The sequence below is a fragment of the Leifsonia sp. A12D58 genome, from assembly GCF_047530025.1.
Classification (GTDB): domain Bacteria; phylum Actinomycetota; class Actinomycetes; order Actinomycetales; family Microbacteriaceae; genus Cryobacterium.
In genome coordinates this window covers 173,910-190,499 of the sequence record NZ_JBLJAT010000004.1, presented here as the reverse complement: position 1 = coordinate 190,499, position 16,590 = coordinate 173,910, and the positions used below count along the sequence as shown (strand labels likewise).

General features: G+C 62.6%; 14 protein-coding genes. 3 read left to right on the top strand and 11 right to left on the bottom strand.

The window, feature by feature from the left end; all coding sequences use genetic code 11:
* Positions 1–115 precede the first annotated feature (115 nt).
* The 5 genes from ACMT3I_RS11630 to ACMT3I_RS11610 all read right to left on the bottom strand — a co-directional run bounded on the left by ACMT3I_RS11630 (position 116) and on the right by ACMT3I_RS11610 (position 7,226).
* The gene (locus ACMT3I_RS11630; RefSeq protein ID WP_414804650.1) at positions 116–2,206 is read right to left on the bottom strand and encodes a glycoside hydrolase family 3 protein; all 2,091 of its coding nucleotides are present in this window, start codon (positions 2,204–2,206) and stop codon (positions 116–118) included.
* Between the two features lie 79 nt (positions 2,207–2,285).
* Positions 2,286–3,647 carry an MFS transporter gene (locus tag ACMT3I_RS11625; protein WP_414804649.1) on the bottom strand — a complete coding sequence of 454 codons (1,362 nt, stop codon included), beginning with the start codon at positions 3,645–3,647 and terminating at the stop codon, positions 2,286–2,288.
* A gap of 395 nt (positions 3,648–4,042) precedes the next feature.
* On the bottom strand, positions 4,043–5,224 hold the full coding sequence (locus ACMT3I_RS11620; protein ID WP_414804648.1) for a Gfo/Idh/MocA family protein: 1,182 nt from the start codon (positions 5,222–5,224) through the stop codon (positions 4,043–4,045).
* A complete protein-coding gene (locus ACMT3I_RS11615) occupies positions 5,221–6,381 on the bottom strand; it encodes a Gfo/Idh/MocA family protein (protein ID WP_414804647.1) in 1,161 nt (386 codons plus the stop codon). Before ACMT3I_RS11615 ends, ACMT3I_RS11620 begins: the two co-directional genes overlap by 4 nt.
* The gene (locus ACMT3I_RS11610) at positions 6,378–7,226 is read right to left on the bottom strand and encodes a sugar phosphate isomerase/epimerase family protein (protein ID WP_414804646.1); all 849 of its coding nucleotides are present in this window, start codon (positions 7,224–7,226) and stop codon (positions 6,378–6,380) included. Before ACMT3I_RS11610 ends, ACMT3I_RS11615 begins: the two co-directional genes overlap by 4 nt.
* Positions 7,227–7,587: 361 nt before the next feature.
* Between ACMT3I_RS11610 and ACMT3I_RS11605 the strand changes: the two genes are divergently transcribed.
* Positions 7,588–8,448, top strand: coding sequence for a sugar phosphate isomerase/epimerase family protein (locus ACMT3I_RS11605; RefSeq protein WP_414804645.1), 861 nt, complete (start codon positions 7,588–7,590; stop codon positions 8,446–8,448).
* A gap of 47 nt (positions 8,449–8,495) precedes the next feature.
* Here ACMT3I_RS11605 and ACMT3I_RS11600 read toward each other — a convergent pair whose 3' ends face one another.
* The 4 genes from ACMT3I_RS11600 to ACMT3I_RS11585 form a co-directional block, all read right to left on the bottom strand.
* Positions 8,496–9,188: a TetR/AcrR family transcriptional regulator gene (locus ACMT3I_RS11600; protein WP_414804644.1), complete on the bottom strand. Its 693-nt coding sequence runs from the start codon at positions 9,186–9,188 to the stop codon at positions 8,496–8,498.
* A gap of 20 nt (positions 9,189–9,208) precedes the next feature.
* Entirely contained in the window at positions 9,209–10,480 is a 1,272-nt protein-coding gene (locus tag ACMT3I_RS11595) for an ABC transporter permease (RefSeq protein ID WP_414804643.1), read from the bottom strand.
* Complete coding sequence (locus tag ACMT3I_RS11590) at positions 10,477–11,220, bottom strand: ABC transporter ATP-binding protein (RefSeq protein WP_414804642.1); 744 nt, start codon at positions 11,218–11,220, stop codon at positions 10,477–10,479. The genes ACMT3I_RS11595 and ACMT3I_RS11590 overlap by 4 nt, the downstream gene beginning before the upstream one ends.
* Before the next feature lie 67 nt (positions 11,221–11,287).
* The gene (locus ACMT3I_RS11585) at positions 11,288–12,430 is read right to left on the bottom strand and encodes an AI-2E family transporter (protein ID WP_414804641.1); all 1,143 of its coding nucleotides are present in this window, start codon (positions 12,428–12,430) and stop codon (positions 11,288–11,290) included.
* 203 nt (positions 12,431–12,633) lie between these two features.
* On the opposite strand from ACMT3I_RS11585, the gene ACMT3I_RS11580 reads away from it, so the two are divergent.
* Positions 12,634–13,431, top strand: coding sequence for a putative protein N(5)-glutamine methyltransferase (locus ACMT3I_RS11580; RefSeq protein ID WP_414804640.1), 798 nt, complete (start codon positions 12,634–12,636; stop codon positions 13,429–13,431).
* 94 nt (positions 13,432–13,525) lie between these two features.
* Positions 13,526–14,623: a hypothetical protein gene (locus ACMT3I_RS11575; protein WP_414804639.1), complete on the top strand. Its 1,098-nt coding sequence runs from the start codon at positions 13,526–13,528 to the stop codon at positions 14,621–14,623.
* A gap of 27 nt (positions 14,624–14,650) precedes the next feature.
* On the opposite strand, the gene ACMT3I_RS11570 is transcribed toward ACMT3I_RS11575, so the two are convergent.
* Together ACMT3I_RS11570 and ACMT3I_RS11565 are read right to left on the bottom strand one after the other, a co-directional pair.
* Positions 14,651–15,928: an LCP family protein gene (locus ACMT3I_RS11570; protein ID WP_414804638.1), complete on the bottom strand. Its 1,278-nt coding sequence runs from the start codon at positions 15,926–15,928 to the stop codon at positions 14,651–14,653.
* Between the two features lie 171 nt (positions 15,929–16,099).
* Positions 16,100–16,588 carry an N-acetyltransferase family protein gene (locus ACMT3I_RS11565; protein ID WP_414804637.1) on the bottom strand — a complete coding sequence of 163 codons (489 nt, stop codon included), beginning with the start codon at positions 16,586–16,588 and terminating at the stop codon, positions 16,100–16,102.
* Positions 16,589–16,590: the final 2 nt, after the last annotated feature.

The window sequence follows — 16,590 nt, the reverse complement described above, 5'->3', positions numbered from 1 at the left end:
TGACGCTTGCATGGGCGTGCTTCTGTTGCTCCAGCATGTATCGTGCCACAGTCCTGCCGCCCGACAGGGTTACCCGTGGGGTGGCGGACGCGTGGTATCCCGTTCATCTTCGCAGTCACACGCTCCACGCATTCTCGGCATCGATGCCATAGCCGTAGGTATAGATCGATCCTGCGCTGTCGACGTACGGGTAGTCGGCGCCGCAGAACATTCCGGGAACGTCGCGTGGCGACCCTGCGACCGCTTCCTCACTGCGCGGCACCGTCAGCGGAAGACGGCCGCGTGGCACGTCGTCACCGAAAAGAACGGCGGTCAGGTTCTGTGCGCTGATGCCGTACGTCGCGGCGACGGCTGCAGCGCCTGGCTCGACATCCGTGATCACCCACGGGTTGGTGAAGTTGATCACCAGCGCGGTGGGAGCCGCTGCCTGGATCTGCTGCACGCGTGACACGTCGATGCCCCGGTCCACGAGACCAACGGTGAGTGCGGTGTCCGGCCTGTCGTCTCCGCCGAAGAGCGAGATGGCCGGGAGCACCCACACGATCGCTGCGTCGGCATCCGCCGGGTCATCAACGATGGCGCCTTCACCGAGCATCTCGGTCACCGCTGCGCGCAGTGTCGCGGTGACAGCTTCGCTACCGTGTCTGGCAAACGCCTCGACGTAGACACGTGACACGTCTTTCGAGAGCGGGAGCAGGCCCTGGTCATTACGCAGGATGGTGACAGAGCGGCGCTGGGCAGCCTCGGCGACCGCACGCGTTTCGGGGTCGCCGGCAACCTCATCGGCTTCTGCTGGGTCGACATACGGGTTCTCGAACAGACCGAGGGTGAACATCTCCTCGAGCAGCAGAATGACGGATGCGTCGAGCTCGCTCTCGTCAAGCGCACCCGATTCAATCGCAGCGAGAAGAACTGTGGGGTCGAGCTCATCGCTGACGACGTTGCTGCCTGCCCTGACGAGTTTGACCCAACGCTCCACCGAGGTCAGGTCCTGCACACCCCATGCCATGCCCTCGAGAACACCGGAGTCAGTGTTGACGTAGCCGGTAAAGCCGAGGTGCTCACGCAGGAGGCCGGTGATCAAGGCCTTGTTGTAGGCGAACGCGACCTCTTCGAATTGCTGGTCGCCTGCGTGAAGGTCTGCGGAGAACTGCTCAGCCGACGAGTTGACCGGCTTGGAGTAATAGGGCATCACCGAAGCCACGCCTGCCTCAATCGCTGCGCGGAATGGCGGAAGCTGATATTTCGCCAGGCTGCCCTCTGTGGGGTACTCGTTGTCCTGACCCCAGGCAAAGTGCGGGTCGTGGCCGTCAGTGCGGACACCACCGCCCGGGAAGTGCTTGACGGTGAGGGCGACGGAGTCCGGACCGAGTGTTTCGCCCTGGAATCCGTGGATCATTGCGACGATCAACCGACCGACGGCTTCTGGGTCTTCGCCGAGCGTGCCGTCGAAACGGCTCCAGCGCGGCTCGCTCGGCACATCCGCCATGTAGCCGTAGATCTTGTGCAGGCCAGAGGCGCGCCACTCTCGGCGGGCCACCTCAGCGAAGGTGCGCACGAGATGCTCGTCGAAGGTGGCGGCAAGGCCCAACTCGCCCGGCCACTCCGAGAACACGCCGGCTGCCTCGCCAACGCCGAGCGTTGCAGTGCTGCCTACGTGGTTGCGTGGGTTCGAAACGAGCACAACGGGGATGCCGAACTCGGATGCCTCTGCAAGTTCCTGCAACTCATTGGCCCAGCGCGCCAGGTCGCCCGCTGAAGGGTTGTCGCGAACGATGAAGCGCCGCTGGTGGCGGTCCTGGATCGCTCCATGAGAGCTGGACGCGTGCAGGCGTGGCTCGTCGAGTGGTTCACCCGTGATCATCTGGTGTCGGGCGTAACCGTCTTCGGCACGCAGGTATGAACCGGAGGCGTCTGGGGCCGGCTGGCGGGTGAGCACCGACGGGTCTGCCAGCAGATTGGGCATGCCGCCGTCTTCTGACACCCAGGGAGAACCGTTCATGTAGTGCGAGCCGATGATCATCAGCCCCGCCTTGTCTGCAGCGCCGAGCCTGGCCGTCAGATCTTCAGCTCGCTCGCGGGGGGTGAGTCGCCAATCCTCGTACGGCGTGAGGCAGCCGTCACCGTCGAGATCGCGGAACTGCAGCCCGTCAACGTCGAGGATCGACTTGCTGCGGGAGGTGACGCGGGGCTGGGTGGTGATCATCGCTTGGTCCTCAAAGTGTGGGGTAAATGAATGGATAACACAGGGTGGGAGGCATTTTTCAAGCCTCCCACCCCGCTCGTCAGGAACTCTGGACAGGTGCGCCGAGAGCGACTTCGTCGGCTTCATCCCTCGCACGCTGGGCGGCGAGGTCCTTCGGGTAGATGCGGTACATCACGGTCCACAGCACCGCGTTCAGCAGGTACGGGATCGTAATGAACCAGAACATCAGCGTCTGCAGCCCGAGGGAATCGGCCAGGAAACCGAACGCGAGGCTGAAGAGTCCGGCGAACAGGCCCTGCACGAACGAGAAGATGAGCGCGTATGCGGTCGCAACCACCTTCTTCGACACCACGCTTCCCACGATGGGGAGCACTGCACCCGGGTGGCCGAAGGAGCTGACCAGACCAGTGAGGAAGATCATCACGTAAAGCGCGGGGCCGTGGCCCCAGTCGAACTGGAACAGCATCAGGGTGGCAATTGCATAGAGCGCCAGGTAACCCTGCATCATGATGACGCGACCACGGGGTCCGAAGCGGCGCTCGAAGAAGTCGCCCAGAAGACCGCCGACCAGGCCACTGATCACAGCACCCAGCATGAAGACCGACATCAGGATCGCGGCCTCTGCCGTTGTCCATCCGCGCTCGTCAACGAAGAAGGTGATGAAGAATGCGAACAGCACCAGGCTCGTTGTGAGCGTCACCTGGATCGCCATGAAGAGGATCGTCTTGGTGCGAAGCAGGTCGGTCGCTGCCCGGAAATTGAACTTCATGGCGTCGGGGTCGATCGCGCCGACCGGGGTGTGCTTCTTCGGCTCGTGCACAAAAAGCAGGATCAGGAAGCCGGAGAGCACGCTGATCCCGCCCATCGCGAACATACCGATGCGCCAGCCGTCCTCGATGTTGGCGAACTGGCCGATGATCGGGGTCGCTATGACAGAAGCAAGCGTCGCAATCGTGCGGAGCAAGCCGAAGGCCCTTCCGCGTTCAGCCGACGCATACATGTCGACGATGAGGCCGTTGACGATCGGCTCAGACGCAACAGTGCCGATGACGCCGATCGAGTACAGGATGAACAGTTGAGTGGAATCCTGCGCGAAACCGGCAGCGACCGTCCACAGCCCCCACAGCCCTGTCGCGATGAAGAGGATCTTCTTGCGGCCGTAGCGGTCGGCGAGTGACGCCCAGATCGGGCCGAAGAGCATCCGGGCAAAACGGCTGACCGCTGTCAGGATGCCGAGCGCGCTGGTCTGCAGGCCAAGGGCATCACGGATGACGGGGAAGAGCGTATTGACCAGGCCGCCTTCAAAGCCGTCAACGACGCTGGCAAAGGCGAGAGCTGTGAGCCCGCCTCCCCTGCCCTTGACCTTTTGAACGCGGGACATTGACGCTGTGTTCGTTCCGAACGTGGCCTGGGCCTGGGTGGCATCGAGCGGCTTACTCATGAGCACACCTCCCCGTCGTCGAAGAGCATTCGCAAGGCAAGCATCAGAACTCCTTTGTTGTGAGATGCAGGCGGTGGGCCACCGTTGGCCCAGCGCGTGGTGCGTTGATCGCTATTCAAGTGCTGGCACACCGGCTTGTCAACCGATTGCCAAAAGTTTCGATAATTGTTGTATTGACGTGATTACCCGGCGAGCGGCATCCGGTGAATGGGTTCACAAAGCGCCCGAATGGCGCGCCGAATGGGCCGCACCTTCGATGGGCGCGGCGAGCGAGGCAACCTATTGTTGCAATGGAACAGGACGCGCGGAGCCGCGCAGTTCAGCACAGCTCCGCGCCCCGTTCCCACCGGATCCGACCGGAAGCCAGTCGGATCAGGTCGATCAGGTCGGGCGGCTCAGGTCAGAGCCGCAGCCACCAACGCGGGGAACTTGTCTTCCGTCACGATCCGCGAGTTCAGTTCTGCGATGAACTCGTCTTCGTCGAAGTCGAGCGACACTTCTTTGCCTGTCCAGCTCGATAGGTGGATGGCATTCGCCAGGCGCACACCCTTGATGCCATCAGACCCCGGCGCCAGCAGTGGAGTGCCGTCCAGGATGTTGGCAGCGAAGTTCTCCAGCACGCCGGCGTGCTGGGCACCCCACGGTGAGTCGAATTCGATGATCTCCTGCTCGTAATAGTCGTCGGTGTTGAGCTGGCCCATGAACAGCTTCATGACATCGTTCATGTCCATGCTCTCGCTGAGCTCGCGCTCCGGACGCTTGAGCCGGGTGACCGTCGCCGTCTTCGAGTTCTCGACGACGATCTTGCCCTGGTCGCCGACGATCTCGAACCTGTCGGTTCCGGTCATCTCGTGGGTGGCCGTGATGAAGACGCCGGTTGCACCGTTGCCGTAGTCAACGAGGGCAGTGACTTCGTCCTCAACAGCGATATTGCGGCGGTAGCCGTATGCCACCTTCGAGTACACCGACTTCGGCACGCCACAGATCCACTGCCACAGGTCGAGCTGGTGCGGTGCCTGGTTGACCAGAACGCCGCCGCCCTCTCCACCCCAGGTGGCACGCCAGGCGCTCTGGTCGTAGTAGCCCTGCGGACGCCACCAGTTGGTGATGATCCAGTTCGAGCGCAGGATGTTGCCGATCTCGCCGCCGTCGACGATTTCTTTGAGTCGGATGTACAACGGGTTGTTGCGCTGGTTGAACATGATTCCGAAGCTCAACTCCGGCTTGGTCAGTGCGTAAGCATTGAGCTCTGCGACCTGTTTCGTATAGACACCGGCCGGCTTCTCGACCAGGGCGTGGATATTGCGCTCGAGGGCTTCGATGCCGATCTGCGGGTGCAGGAAGTGCGGAACACAGGTGACGACTGCGTCAACACTGCCGCTGTCGATCATCGCGAGGTAGTCGGAGAAGAAGGGTACATCGGGGTACTGCGCCGCCGCGACATCCGCTTTGGCCGGGTCGATGTCGGCGATTGCACCGATCTCCATGTTCGGCACCAGGCCGTCGGTGATGAACTTTGCATACATCGATCCCTGGGCGCCGAGCCCAATGATTCCGATGCGGACCTTTTTCGTCATGAAATTACTCTCTCTGTCGTAGTGGGGTGAATGTGGTCGTTGGCGCGTTCCGGGTATGACTGGTCGTAGACGTCCTGGATGATGTTGAGCGATTTCTGCGCCTCGATCGGGTCGATCCAGAACGGCTCGCCCGAATCGAGCCTGGAGTAGAAGTCAGTGATCAGTCGCTCGTGCGAGACACCCCAATAGGCACGCTCGCCGGTCGCTCTGTGACTCTCGGTGATGACATCCACTCGACCATCGGCCAGCGGATCGGTATAGGCCACCGTCAAATCGCCGCGAATCGAAAGCAGTGCGTTCTCGGTCACGATGTCGAGGGTGACGGGCGAATTCACGACGTTTGCCAGCGTTGCGTAGAACACGCTGCGGGCGCCGTTCACGTGGTCGATCACCAGTTCTGCGGTGTCTTCAACCTCGATGACGTCGCCGAGAACGCGCGTACTGGCATTGCCGGAGACGCTTGCGACCGGACCGATGAGCCATTGGAGCAGGTCGATGGTGTGGATGGCCTGATTCATCAGCAGGCCGCCGCCACCGGTGGCCCAGCGTCCACGCCAGGGCCTGTTCAGATAGTACTCGGCGGTGCGGTGCCAGTTCACTGTGGCTGATGCTCCGAGGATCGCGCCGAGCGTGCCCCCGGTCAGCAATTCGTGGGCTGCAGCGATCGGTGCGTTGTAGCGATTTTGGAAGCACACCGCGATCTGCGCAGAACTCTGCGCGGCGGCAGCGGCAACCCGCTCGCCCTCTTCCCGCGAGTGCGCGAGCGGTTTCTCGACGATGACGTTGATGCCTCGATCGAGCGCGTCGATTGCCAGTTGCGCGTGGGTGTTGTGCGGTGTGCAAATGTGCACGACGTCAGGCTTAAGTTCTTCGAACAGGGCCAAATGGTCGGCGAAACCCGGCACGGCGTGCGTATTGACTGCCGATGACAGCCGCCCGGCGTCGGAGTCTGACACGCCAACCAGTTGAACGCCTGGCAGGCCGGCGATCACCGCGAAATGCACCGCCGAAATGTCGCCACAGCCGATGACAGCCACTCTGCGAGGGCGCTCTGTGCCGTTGGGTTCGCTGCCGACAGGGACAACCGCAGGGGCCGCCGGTGCATCGGAATTTAGTCGCTCAACATCGTCGTTGACGGTGAGGTCCTGGTCACTCATTTCGTAGTGACTCCGATCTCGGCCAGCAGACCGGCGAATGCGCGGGCCGCCTGCCCAAATGCCGCAGGCCCCGAGAACCCGCCGAGGGCATGCTGGGCAGCGAGGTGCGGCTCAAGGGAGGCGAAGCCCGTGTAGCCGTCGTCGCGCAGGGCGGTCAGAGTCTCGCGCAGTTCGCCGTCACCCTGCCCGGCCGGGACGACCTCGCCTGTCGCCGCGATGGCATCCTTCACCTGCAGGTAATCGAGGTACGGACGAAGAATCGCGTAGCCGTCGGTGAACGGCTTCACGCCGACCTGCACAAAATTAGCGTTGTCCCAGGCGAGGCGGAGGGCAGACGAGCCGACGGTTTCAACCAGGTCGAGCACGCGCTCAGGGGTATCGCCGTAGATGTCCTTTTCATTCTCATGAAGCAGCACGACGCCGGCCTTCTCTGCCTCGTCGGCCAGCAGGCGCATCCGTGTCATGACGGCGTCCCTGGTGCTCTCGACAGAAACACCTTCGCCCCTAAAGAACGAGAAAATGCGGATGTTGGGGGTCTCGAGGGCATGTGCCACCCGGATGACGCGGCGCAGGCGGCCGACTTCGAGGTCGGCATCGAGAGAGACGTCGACCTTGCCGATCGGCGAAGCGATGGCCGATGCTGACATGCCCTGTTCTGCAAGGCTGCCGCGCAGGCTTTGCAGCTGATCGTCATCAAGATCGACGACGTTGGTCTTCCACGCGCTGCGCACTTCGATGTGATGCGCGCCGAGCGCCTTGAGAACTGCGATTTGGACCGTTGGATCCGGGTCGATTTCGTCGCCGAAGCCCGACAGGGTCCAGGCGGGAGAGAGCGTAGCTGACACGATTGAAATTGCCTCCACAAGTGGTTCGCCTCAGTGAGAACCCGGCGACGGATCATCGTCAGGCATGCGGCAACTATATGGGGGGTTACCGAAATTTGGCAACCGATTGACAAAACTCACAGCGATGGTGTGACATGGTCGTATCACCACCAATTTTTTGCTGCTCTCACACAAGGACGTGACATGGACGATCTCTCAGCGCGTCAGTTCAGCGTCGACGCGTGGGGCGACACTCGGGGCACTCACACCTGAACCAGCGTTCCAGATGGCCTCTCGGACCGAGACATGGGGCTCCGATTGGCAAGCGGATGCCCAAACCGGCATCCGCTGAATTCACGACGAAGTACAAGGAGACGATTCAATGACGAAAATCGGCGTACAGGCGATGATGCTGAAGGAGAATTTCGCGAAGGTGGGGCCGTTCGAAACCCTGCGCGAAGTGAGTGAGATCGGATACCACGCCGTAGAAATCTCGCAGATCCCGATGACTGCCGAGAACGTGGCTGAGCTGCAGCGCGCTCGCACCGAGCTCGGCATGGACATCGCCGCCCTCTCCGCCCCGCTCACGGGCATGGCAGGCATGCCAGGCGAGTCACTCACGAGCGACTTCAACAAGATCGTCGACGACGCGAAGGCACTCGACTCAACGATGATCCGCATGGGCATGCTGCCGTTCGACGCGATGGCGTCGCTCGACAAGGTGCTCGAGTTCGCCGACAACAGCAATGAAATGGCCGCCAGGCTGCAGGAGCAGGGCATCGGTTTGTATTACCACAATCACCACATCGAGTTCGCGAAGTACGACGGGCGCTACCTGCTCGACATCATCGCCGACCGGGCGCCGCTCATGGGCCTCGAGGTTGATGTGCACTGGGTACAGCGTGGCGGACTCGACCCGGTGAAGACGATCGCGAAGTACAACGAGCGCGTCGCCATGGTGCACCTCAAGGACTACCGCATCGGCCAGATTCCGCCTGAGGCATTCGGTCTGCTCGGCACCGGTGACGTCGCTGGCTTCATGGCGGCATTCACTGGAGTCGTGCAGTTCGCTGAAGTGGGCGAAGGCAATCTGGACTTCACCGCCATCATCGAGCAGAGTTTGGCCATCGATGCCAAGTACCTACTCGTCGAGCAGGACGACCAGTACGGCCGCACGCCGCTCGAGTGCCTGCAGACCTCGTACGACAACCTCGTTGCGCTCGGTTACAAGCACCTGTTCTAAATCCCGGCCTCCCGATCTATGGGTTGCCGGCACAGGCACAGGCACAGCTACGCGCTATCGCCCGGCCTCAGGATGCGCTTGATCAAGGTCAGCGCGTGCTGCAGGGCGACCGCCGTCGGTGCCACAGGGGTGCCAGGGACACCAGAGGCACCAGAGGCACCAGAGGCACCACTGAACTGCTGCAGCATGGTGAAGCGCAACACCGTGATCGCGAGGGAGACGACCATACCGGCCTCTGCAGCGAGATCGGGGGTCTCGGTTTCAGTGCGCCCCGCGGCACGGAAGCGCGCGAGCACCACGTCGATGAGCCGCTGCTCCTGAGCAGCCATCCACTCCATCTGCTTGCCCAGCAATTCGGGCGAGCTATGGATGATCCGCACCCTCGCCTCAAGCGAAGCGCGGTCGGCGATCGGGTCGATGAGAGCTGACGCCATCCGCTCCACGAGATCATGCACGACATCGCCCGCTCGCTCGGCGATGAAGGCGTCAGCATCGGCATCCGTCATCACTTCGGGCATCAAGCCCAGGATGACGCCTTCCTTCGACCCGAAATAGTTGAAGAACGTGCGCTGCGAGACCATGCCCGCCTCGCAGATCATGTCGACTGTCACGTTCTCGTAGCCCTGTTTCAGAGCGAGTTCGATGGCAACCTTTTCAATGGATGCCCGAGTGGCCGCGCGCTTACGAGCACGCAGCCCCTCCGGGTTGCCTGGCTGAGTAGCCGGTGTTGCGTCGATCATGACCTATTCATACCCCAGCTTTACTCGTAGCGGAGTGCGTCAATCGGGTTCTGACTGGCCGCGCGCCTGGCTGGCAGCGTTCCGGCGAGGAAGGCGATCAGCATGACAATTCCGATGATGGTGGCAACGGATGCCGGCGTGAACAGCATGATCGTCAGTCCGGGCAGAGCTGACAGCACGGTGCTCGAGAGCAGGCTGCTGAGTCCGCTGCCGAGGGCAATCGCGACGATCGCACCGATGGCCGAGCCGAGGAAGCCGATGAAGATTGCCTCAAGGCTGAACAGGGCGAAGATCTTTCCGCCGCCCATACCCATGGCCTTCATCAGTCCGATCTCGCGGGTTCGCTCCTGCACGCTCATCAGCAACGTGTTGATGATGCCGAATCCGGCGGCGATCAGTGCGATAACGGCGAAGGCGTTGAGCACGCCGATGATTCCATCGATCACGCTCTGGATGACGCCAATCTGATCCGCGACGGTGAGTCCCGAGAAGCCCTGGTCGGCAAGGTCGGCCTTGACGGCATCGACCTGGTCAGCCGTCGCATCAGGTGCGACATACGCAACGGTCATCGCGTATCCGCTCGCGACCCCCGCGGGCATCCCTGTCTTCTGGAGTGCGTCGAGCGTGTCGCGCAGTTCAGCATTGACGCCGGCACCCGCGGCAAACAGCGAGTCGTTCTGCACGCCCTGCACAGTGGCATCCACGACATGCTGCGTGCCCTGGAAGTCGGCGATCGCGATCGTCACGGTCTGCCCGATTGCGGATTCGGCATCGTCGAACCCGATGCCTTCGACGTATGACTTAGAGAGCAGAATCTGGTTCTCTCCGGTGCCGTTCGTCAGCTGGGAGCCGGCGGCCAGGTCGATCGTGGCAATGCCGGCTATCGAGTTGATCGTCAGCTGGTACTTGCCGTTGTCGCCGAATTCAAGGTAGTCAGGCGAGAGCATCACGACCGGTTGTACGTCGACGATGCCGTCAGTGGCGGCGATCGCATCGACGTCGTCAGAGCTGAGTAGCGTGAAACCGTTGGATGAGCTCAATGCGTCTGGATCGTAGGGAGCCGGACCATCGGAGGCCGGTGCGTCATCGGTAGCCGCTGACACCATCAGCATGTCGCTGCCGCCGATCGATGCAACCTGGGAGTCGATGTAGTTCGAGACACCCGCGCCGATAGCACTGGTGATCGTCAAGGTGAATGCACCGATGAAGATCGCGATGACGGTGAGCGTGGTGCGCACCTTGTTGCGGAAGGTGTTTGAAATCGCTGATTTCAGAACGTCGAGGAAGTTCATGCGCGTACCTCTGCTGCAGAGTCGATGGAGCCGGTGGTCATAAGTGCCGCCGTTTCGGCATCGGGCACTGCCTCGAGGCCGTCCTTGATGAAGAACTGCCTGTCACACCGCGCCGCCAGGTCAACGTCGTGCGTGACGATGATGAGCGTGATGCCCTGTGTCTTGTTGAGCGAGAACAGGATGTCTTCGACGACGGCGCCCGTGGCGGTGTCAAGGTTTCCTGTGGGCTCGTCGGCGAAGATCACCGAAGGGTTGTTGACGAGCGCGCGAGCGATGACAGCACGCTGCTTCTGGCCGCCCGACAGGTCGGTGGCCTTGTTCTTGGCCTTGTCGGCCAGCTCCATCTGCTCGAGCACCGCCATGCCACGAGCCTTGCGCTCCCTGGTTCCGACTCCGGCGATCATCAGCGGCAGCGTCACGTTCTCAAGAACTGTCGAGTTCGGGGTGAGGAAGAACTGCTGGAAGACGAAGCCGAAATCTTCGTTGCGCAGCTTGTTGAGCTCGCGAGGCTTCAGTGACTTCGCATCCTTGCCGCCGATGCTGATCGTGCCGCGATCGGGGTCATCGAGCAGCGCGAGCAAGTGCATGAGGGTCGACTTGCCTGATCCGCTCTTGCCGACGATGGCCACTGACTCGCCCTTGTGTACGTCGAGGCTGACGCCCTTCAGCGCGTCGAAGCGGCCATCGCCACTCCCGTAGGACTTGCCGATGTCCCTGGCTTGCAGAATAGGTTCAGTCATGTTCGCAGAATAACTGCAGAACCTGAATAAATGCAGTTACTGCACCGAAGGAAGCCCCGCGTTCCGGTTATTCCGGGCGCTTTTGTCGTGCAGGCTCTGCTGGCTCGTTCGGACCGTTCCAGATCTTCACGATTCCCCACGCCACGGCGGCGATCGGTACAGAAAGTACGGCCCCGACGATGCCGCCGACGATCGTACCGATGGTCAACGCGAGCAGAATGACGAGCGCGTGAAGCTTGAGCGACCTCGCCATCACCACGGGCTGCAAGAAATTGCCCTCGATCTGGTTCACCCCGATGACGACGATGATCACGATAAGCGCGGTCAACGGACCGTTGGCAACCAGCGCGACCAAGGCGGCAAGCGCTCCGGCGACGGTGGCTCCGACAAGCGGGATGAACGAGGAGAGGAAGACGATGACGGACAGAGGCAGCCACAGCGGCACGCCGAGAATTGCAAGCGCGACACCGATACCGATGGCATCCACGGCGGCGACGATCGACGTGCCCCGCACGTAGCCGCCCAGTGTGGACACCGTCTTGTCGCCGATGCGGCGAGCGCGCTCGTACTGCTCACCGGTGAATGGTCGGAGGATGAACTCCCAGATGCGGGGGCCGTCCTTGAGGAAGAAGAACAGAACGACAACCATCAGAAGTAGGCCGGTGATGAAACTCGTCGCGGCCGACACTCCGGCCAGCGCCCCGCTGCCGAACTGGCTGCTGGTGATGAAATCGGTGGCCGTCTTCTGGATGCTCTCCAGCTGTTCGGTGGTGATCGCGAACGGTAGATGCGCGAGCGATTCTTGCAGCGTGACGATTCCGTCCTGCGCCGAGTCAACTAGCGCGCCCCACTGGTTGCGCACTGCATTGACGATCAACCAGCCGACACCGCCCAGGATGGCAAGCAGCGCGAGCAGCGCGATCCAGGTCGCCAGGATGTCGGGCACGCGGCGAGCGCGCATCCAGCGCATGAATGGGTTGATCGCCGAGGCCAGGATGAGCGCGATCACGATGGGGATGAACACCAGGCTGAGCTGGGTGATGCCGAAGATCAGCGCGCCCACAACGATGAGCACGGCGATGATCTGCACGCTGCGGGTGGCGACGCGTCCGAAGCCGTCGTTCCACTGGGTCCGCTGCGGGTTCAGTGGCTTCTGCGGTTTGGGCGGCGCGGTTGGCACCGCAACCTTTCGGCGATCGAACAATCCCATGGCTGCCCCTCTTCGTTACTCGGCACATACCGATGCCTCTAGCAAAGCTCAGTTCTGCCCCAGAGCGGATGCTCCACGCCGACACTCGCTGTTTCATCAGCCTCAGTTTCACCCGCCGCGCAGGTGTGCAGATGGCTCGAAACCGGCGCGCGAGCGCCGTACGGACGCATAATGTGACCACCGGACGACCGAAAGGCGCTTCCATGACAGCTCAACCACTCGCCACCACTCGCTCCGACGTCATCCTCACGCTGAGGGCTGCCGGCTGCGTCTTCGCCGAGGATGAGGGCGATCTTCTGCTTGCGGCAGCCGACGGCAACCAGGATGCGTTGACCCGTGCGGTCGACCAGCGCGTCGCCGGCGTGCCGCTCGAGTACATCCTGGGCTGGGCGGAGTTCTTCGGCCAGCGCGTGTGCGTTGACGTCGGAGTCTTTGTACCGCGCCGTCGCACCGAGCTGCTTGTGCGTGAGGCCATCAACCTGGCCAGGGACCCAGAGGTCATCGTTGACCTCTGTTGCGGAACCGGTGCTGTGGGAGCTGCTCTGGCCATCGTGTTACCCGATGCGGATGTGCACGCCACCGACATCGAACCCGCCGCAGTGCGCTGTGCCCGCCGCAACCTCGACCCGCTCGGCGGCCAGGTGTACGAGGGAGATCTCTACGACTCGCTGCCGCGCATCCTGCAGAATCGGGTCGACTTGTTGGTCGTCAATGCGCCATACGTTCCAACGGATGCCATCGCCATGATGCCGCCGGAAGCGCGCCTGCACGAGCCACTGATCGCCCTTGACGGCGGAGAAGACGGACTCGATGTGCAGCGCAGCGTTGCGCAAGACGCGCTGCGCTGGCTCTCCCCCGGCGGCCATGTCCTCATCGAGACGAGCGCGCTGCAAGCACCGCGGACTGCGGGTATCCTCGCCGGCCATGGCCTCGATACGCGAGTGGTGCACTCCGATGGCCTGGACGCGACGGTCGTGGTGGGCACGAAGGTGGCGAACTAGACGTCTCTCGTGAAGCCACGGACAGCCTCGCGAAGCCGCGCATCGCGCCGACGTATGTCAGGATGTGCAGCACAACAACAAAGCGGGGATGTGTATGGCGGACGCGCGCGACGAAAGTGCCTATGAACAGGCACTTCGTGACGACCGATTTCGAGCGGATGTCACCGAGGTGTACACCGGGCAGCATTCAGTTCTCGATGCGCTCTGGTGGCTGGAACATCCGACCGAACCGGCGCCGAGCGGCCGGACTGCACCCGCAACCGAACTGCGCGACCTGCAACACCAGCTCTTTTCGAAGGATGGCGGCGGACTGGCTGACCCTGCTGCGGCCTCACGGCTACCAGAACTCGAAGCGGAGATCAGGTTCGAGCGGGAGGCGATCGAGGATGCTGTCACTACAGTTCTGGCTGCACGCACGGCTCCCCGCGATAGTGACACCGCCCTCGACAGAGATCTCGACGCTGCCTTCGACCTCGACACAGCCCTCGATATCGATCTCGCGCTTGCCGTCGACCGAGTGGCGGCCGGTGTGGACGCTCGAGAACCCGCGGGTGACCCGAGGCGCAATGACGACTCGGCGCACGTTGGCGACCCGGCGCACCTGACCTCGTCCCCGTCGCTTTCCCCGGCATTGTGGCGTCGCCCGTCGCGCAGCACGGCCATCGGCCTGGGCATCACCGCAGCTCTGATCCTCGGCGTCGGGATCGGCACACAGCTCGGCCAGGGCAGTGCGGATGTGTCATCCGCGACTCAGCCAACGACATCCGCTACTCCGACTCCCACGGCATCCAGGGCGAAGGCCCTTGACGTGTTCAATACTGGGCAGACGCCGGAAGATATCCCGACGCAACTCATCCCTGACACGTTCGATCAGAGTACATTTCGGCTATTGCAGGGAACCGTTGGCGAATTCTTCCCTGTTGCCTACGCCGTCAGGTCAACGTCGGGCTTGGTATGCCTCCTGATCGCAGGATCCCGCCTTAACTACACGGCGTCGTGCGTGCGTGATCCGGATTTCCCGTCTATGGGCATGCGACTTCAGACCCTGACAGAACTCACGTTCCCTGGCGCAACGGATCCCGCACAACCGACAGATATCACTATCGTCTGGGCCACCGATGGCTCTGTCGAGATGTCGGGGTCAGGGCGTCAGACGCCTGAAACCGCAGTGGAACCCGCGCCCAACCCGTAACCCCGAGCCAGCGCTGGCCACCCCCGCTCAGTTGGCCACCGAACACGTCTGCTGGCTGGCTGTCTGGCCGCGCAGCCCGTCAAGCACCTCGGGGGTTGCAGGCGACTCCGTGCCCACAGGCACCTCGGTCTCGATCGGTGCCGCTGAGTCCTCCGCGCCTCCCGCGTCGTCAGGAGCCGGCGGAGCGACCGGCGCTGCCGGGTCGAGCACGACATCCTCACCCAACGACGCCTCATCGAGCACAAATGGCTCGTCGGCCAGGATCTTCGCGATCAACCGCTCAGCCAGATCGGGCGACGGCACGACCTTGTTGGAATTGTCTGGGTCTTCTTCAACCGGATACTGCACGAAGACGAGCTTGTCGAGATCGAGGTCTTTCAGGGTGAGGGCCATGCTCGCCATGGTGGTGATGCTGGCGAGAGATTGTGACAGGCTCACGTGCTCGGCCGCCGCATTGGCCAGGCCAAGCACCTTGGACACATCGGTCAGCGTCTCGCTGCTCTTCATCACGCGCATCAGGGACGACATGTATGCCTGCTGAGACGTGATGCGGGAGAGATCGCTGCCGCTGCCGACGCCCTTACGCGACCGCAGATACGCAAGCGCCTGCTGGCCGGACACGTTCGTGACGCCCGCGGGAAGGTCCAAACCTGACCACGGGTCGTAGATCGCGCTGTCGAGGCAGATCGGAACGCCGCCGACGGCATCGCTCATCGCCACCGTTCCCTCAAAGGTGAACAGGGCCGCATAGGGAATCGATAGCCCGGTGAGCTCTTCGATCGTCGCTTTCACACAACCCAGGCCACCGCGACCGAATGCGTCGTTTAGCGGCTCAGCGTAGACCTCATCGAACTCTTCGCCTGTCTCCGGGTCGACACACGACGGCTGGGGAATCACAAGGTCGCGCGGCAGGCTCATCACCACAGCGCTCTGGTGATCGGCAGAGACGTGGAACAAAATGTTCACGTCGTTCAACGCCCTGCCACGGTCGCCGTACGCTTCGCTCTGTCCTGTCGCATTGTCGGCGCCGACGGCCAGCACGCTGAACCCGCCCGTGAAGGCATCCATTCCGGGCTGATCGGCATCTGGCACCTCGGTACCGTTTGAGATGTCGAGCGCGTTGTCGCCAACCTTCGCGCCGAGCTGCCACACATAGATGCCACCGAGTGAGACCCCGCTGACGAGAACCACGGCGAGCGCAAGCGCTGTGCCCTTCAGATACGGGCGAACACCGCTCCAGCGTGAGCGGCGACGATGGTGGGCGGCCGGCCGTTGATCCTGCTCGGCGTCACTTTCGAGGTTCATCGTGGCACTCGCATCTCCTGAGGGCTGAGCAGAAGCTACAGTGCCCCCACACGGATGGCGCCGCGTCGATGATCAGACGGGCTCCGGTTGTCACGCTGCCATACCCGGATCATCTGCGCAAGCATCGGCGCTCGGACTGGCAGCAGGACAGTGGATGCTCCTACTGGTGACCTAGAGAGAACCGGGCGCTAAGTCGTACGTGACCCATTTCGTCTGTGTGGCCGCAGAATCATAGAGCCGACGAGCGCGGGTGTTGTCTTCCGCGGTGATCCAGCGCACGACAGAACGCCCTTCAACAGCCGCCAGTACCGACAGCTCGCGAAGCAGCTCGCGTCCCACTCCTGCACCTCGCGATGACGGCGACGTATACAGATCGTCGAGAAAGATGCCGATGCTGCCCGTCGAGGGCCGTGCAAATCGTCGATAGTGCGCGAGACCCACTAGTTTTCCGTCGACGGCTGCCACAAATGCGTGCACCTCCGCGGTCTCGTCGATGATCCAACCCCACACCCGCTCGATCACGGACTCGTCTGGCACCAGTGCATAGAACTCCCGGTAGCGCCGAAATAGCTCTGCCCACTCCGCATAATCGGCTGGGCCGGCCGCACGAACAGACACCGGGACGGAAACCGGGGCGAAAGCAGGCTTATCAGCGCTCATCG

Excerpts from the sequence above, each read along its gene's own strand:
- ACMT3I_RS11630 (WP_414804650.1), bottom strand. The coding sequence starts at position 2,206 with ATGATCACCACCCAGCCCCGCGTCACCTCCCGCAGCAAGTCGATCCTC.
- ACMT3I_RS11625 (WP_414804649.1), bottom strand. The coding sequence starts at position 3,647 with ATGAGTAAGCCGCTCGATGCCACCCAGGCCCAGGCCACGTTCGGAACG.
- ACMT3I_RS11620 (WP_414804648.1), bottom strand. The coding sequence starts at position 5,224 with ATGACGAAAAAGGTCCGCATCGGAATCATTGGGCTCGGCGCCCAGGGA.
- ACMT3I_RS11615 (WP_414804647.1), bottom strand. The coding sequence starts at position 6,381 with ATGAGTGACCAGGACCTCACCGTCAACGACGATGTTGAGCGACTAAAT.
- ACMT3I_RS11605 (WP_414804645.1), top strand. The coding sequence starts at position 7,588 with ATGACGAAAATCGGCGTACAGGCGATGATGCTGAAGGAGAATTTCGCG.
- ACMT3I_RS11600 (WP_414804644.1), bottom strand. The coding sequence starts at position 9,188 with ATGATCGACGCAACACCGGCTACTCAGCCAGGCAACCCGGAGGGGCTG.
- ACMT3I_RS11595 (WP_414804643.1), bottom strand. The coding sequence starts at position 10,480 with ATGAACTTCCTCGACGTTCTGAAATCAGCGATTTCAAACACCTTCCGC.
- ACMT3I_RS11590 (WP_414804642.1), bottom strand. The coding sequence starts at position 11,220 with ATGACTGAACCTATTCTGCAAGCCAGGGACATCGGCAAGTCCTACGGG.
- ACMT3I_RS11585 (WP_414804641.1), bottom strand. The coding sequence starts at position 12,430 with ATGGGATTGTTCGATCGCCGAAAGGTTGCGGTGCCAACCGCGCCGCCC.
- ACMT3I_RS11580 (WP_414804640.1), top strand. The coding sequence starts at position 12,634 with ATGACAGCTCAACCACTCGCCACCACTCGCTCCGACGTCATCCTCACG.
- ACMT3I_RS11575 (WP_414804639.1), top strand. The coding sequence starts at position 13,526 with ATGGCGGACGCGCGCGACGAAAGTGCCTATGAACAGGCACTTCGTGAC.
- ACMT3I_RS11570 (WP_414804638.1), bottom strand. The coding sequence starts at position 15,928 with ATGAACCTCGAAAGTGACGCCGAGCAGGATCAACGGCCGGCCGCCCAC.
- ACMT3I_RS11565 (WP_414804637.1), bottom strand. The coding sequence starts at position 16,588 with ATGAGCGCTGATAAGCCTGCTTTCGCCCCGGTTTCCGTCCCGGTGTCT.